General features: G+C 49.2%; 2 protein-coding genes. Both read right to left on the minus strand.

Features of this window, described 5'->3' with window-relative positions; genetic code table 11:
- Nucleotides 1-271: 271 nt before the first annotated feature.
- Entirely contained in the window at nucleotides 272-1774 is a 1503-nt protein-coding gene (lysS, locus tag ACRCZA_RS00900; RefSeq protein ID WP_438672608.1) for a lysine--tRNA ligase, read from the minus strand.
- A gap of 29 nt (nucleotides 1775-1803) precedes the next feature.
- Nucleotides 1804-2902, minus strand: a protein-coding gene (prfB, locus tag ACRCZA_RS00905; RefSeq protein ID WP_438672609.1) for a peptide chain release factor 2 whose coding sequence is annotated in 2 segments (ribosomal slippage) — nucleotides 1804-2826 and nucleotides 2828-2902 — 1098 coding nt in all. Because the reading frame shifts where the segments join, the coding sequence is not laid out codon by codon here.
- Nucleotides 2903-2910: the final 8 nt, after the last annotated feature.

Here is a 2910-nt window from a genome sequence, read left to right on the forward strand (position 1 = left end):
CCATAGTGGCCTTGCCAATTGCTCGAGCACAAACTTAGTTTACTGAGCCAAATGGCCACTTATTTCACCCAAGCAACGGACCACAATACTCTCCTTGAGCAATGGCTCAACAACGCAAGAAGAGGCCCTCTCTGCGAGGGTTAACCTCCAAATCCACTCCGTTCCCCTCTAAAAAAAGAATGCCAGTCAGCGTAAACTGACTGGCATTCTATTTGTATATTCGGTCAATGCCGCGGGCGTTACAGGTTCAACCTGCAAGCCAATAAAGCACTTAAGCTTGTGGGCGCATTGCAGGGAATAGGATCACGTCACGGATAGTGTGAGTGTTAGTGAATAGCATCACTAAACGGTCGATACCAATACCTTGACCGGCTGTGGGGGGTAAACCGTGTTCCAGTGCAGTGATATAGTCGGCATCATAGAACATGGCTTCATCGTCACCGGCGTCTTTGGCATCCACCTGCGCTTTAAAGCGGCTGTCTTGATCCTGCGCATCGTTTAACTCGCTAAAGCCGTTAGCCACTTCGCGGCCACCGATGAAGAATTCAAAACGATCAGTAATGAAATCATTATCATCATTACGACGTGCCAGTGGCGAAATGTCCGCTGGGTAGCCGGTAATGAAGGTCGGTTGCATTAACTGCCATTCCGCAGTTTCACCAAAGATTTCTTCTAATAGCTGACCACAGGTCCAGAACTTCTCAATTTTGATGCCAAGGCTGATAGCCAGTTCACGCATGAATTCAAGATCTTTCACTTGCTCGTAGGTCATAGCTTGGATAGTCGCGTTGTCAGGATTGTACTTCTGAATCGCTTCTAACATGCTCAGACGCGCATATGGGCCACCAAAATCGACCGTGTGCTCGCCATATGGCATTTGCGCGCTGCCGAGCAATTCAATCGCAATCGAGCTCAGCATTTCTTCCGTTAAATCCATCAGATCTTGGTAGTCAGCGTAAGCCATATAGAATTCCATCATAGTGAATTCTGGGTTGTGGCGTGGCGACAGACCTTCGTTACGGAAGTTACGGTTGATTTCGAACACCCGCTCAAAACCACCGACCACTAAACGCTTGAGGTATAACTCTGGCGCGATACGCAGGTACATTGGCATATCTAGCGCGTTGTGGTGCGTCACAAATGGACGGGCTGAAGCGCCGCCGGGGATCACGTGCATCATTGGGGTTTCAACTTCCATGAACTCTTTTTTGATCATGAAGTTACGGATAGCGGCAACCACTTTTGAACGCATTACGAAGGCTTGACGCGATTCTTCGTTAACGATCAAGTCCACATAACGTTGGCGGTAGCGAGTTTCTTGGTCGGTTAAGCCGTGGAATTTTTCTGGCAGCGGGCGCAGGGCTTTGGTCAGCAGTTGGTACTCTTCCATGTTGACGTACAGATCGCCTTTACCAGACAAGTGCAACTGACCCGTTACGCCGATGATGTCACCGATATCCAGACCTTGATAACGATCCTTCAGATCCGCTTGTACGCCCTTTTCAGCGTAAGCTTGGATACGACCTGACACGTCTTGGATCACCAGGAATGGGCCACGTTTTGCCATGATACGGCCAGCAATGCTGGTTCTAAAACCTAAGGCTTCGAGTTCTTCCTTCGTGTTTTGACCGTATTTTTCCTGTAACTCTGCCGCTTTGTGGGTGCGACGGAACGTATTAGGGTGAGCATTCGCGCTGCAGTTCGGGCGAATGCTGTCTAGCTTGGCACGACGCTCGGCAATCAGTTTGTTTTCATCTTGTACTTGTTCAGTCATCTTATTTCTCGTCTATACCTTTGAATTAATTACAGCCCTGATTTCAAACTGGCTTCAATAAACTTGTCCAGATCGCCATCGAGTACCGCTTGGGTATTGCGCGTCTCCACGCTAGTGCGTAAGTCTTTAATACGGGAATCATCCAATACATAAGAGCGAATTTGGCTGCCCCAACCGATGTCCGATTTGGCATCTTCGGCGGCTTGCTTTTCCGCATTTTGCTTATGCATTTCTAATTCGAACAGTTTGGCTTTTAACTGTTTCATCGCCGAATCTTTGTTCTTGTGCTGTGAACGGTCGTTCTGGCACTGCACTACCGTGTTGGTCGGTAAGTGGGTAATACGTACCGCAGATTCGGTTCGGTTAACGTGCTGACCACCGGCGCCCGAGGCGCGGTATACGTCGATACGTAAGTCAGCAGGGTTGATATCGATGGTGATATCGTCATCAATCTCAGGGTAAACGAATACCGAGCAGAAAGAGGTATGGCGACGGCCCGATGAGTCAAAGGGCGATTTACGCACTAAACGGTGCACGCCAGTTTCGGTACGTAACCAACCGAAGGCATACTCACCGGTAAACTTAATGGTCGCACCTTTAATGCCCGCCACGTCACCGTCGGTCACTTCCATCAGCTCAGGGCTGAATCCGTGGGCTTCGCCCCAACGCAGGTACATACGCAGTACCATGTTGGCCCAATCTTGCGCCTCTGTACCACCACTGCCCGACTGAATGTCTAAGTAACAGTCTGACGCATCATGTTGACCAGAGAACATACGGCGGAATTCGAGTTCGGCCAAACGGCTCTCTAAATAATCCAGCTCTTTGGTGGTTTCATTGAAGGTGTCTTCGTCTTCTTCTTCGATAGCAAGCTCTAGCAGACCTTCAACATCTTCAAGACCCGCGTCCATATCATCAATAGTTTTTACGACGGCTTCGAGGCTGGCGCGCTCTTTACCTAGGGCTTGAGCACGTTCAGGCTCGTTCCACACCGCTGAACTTTCAAGCTCACGGCTGACTTCTTCTAGACGCTCTTGCTTAGCATCGTAGTCAAAGATACCCCCGAAGAAGCTGCGTGCGATCGGCAAGCTCCTTAATTTTGAATTTTACTGGATTAACTTCAAACATGAATTTTC

Origin of the sequence: Shewanella sp., from assembly GCF_051658185.1 — a bacterium.
GTDB lineage: Bacteria > Pseudomonadota > Gammaproteobacteria > Enterobacterales > Shewanellaceae > Shewanella.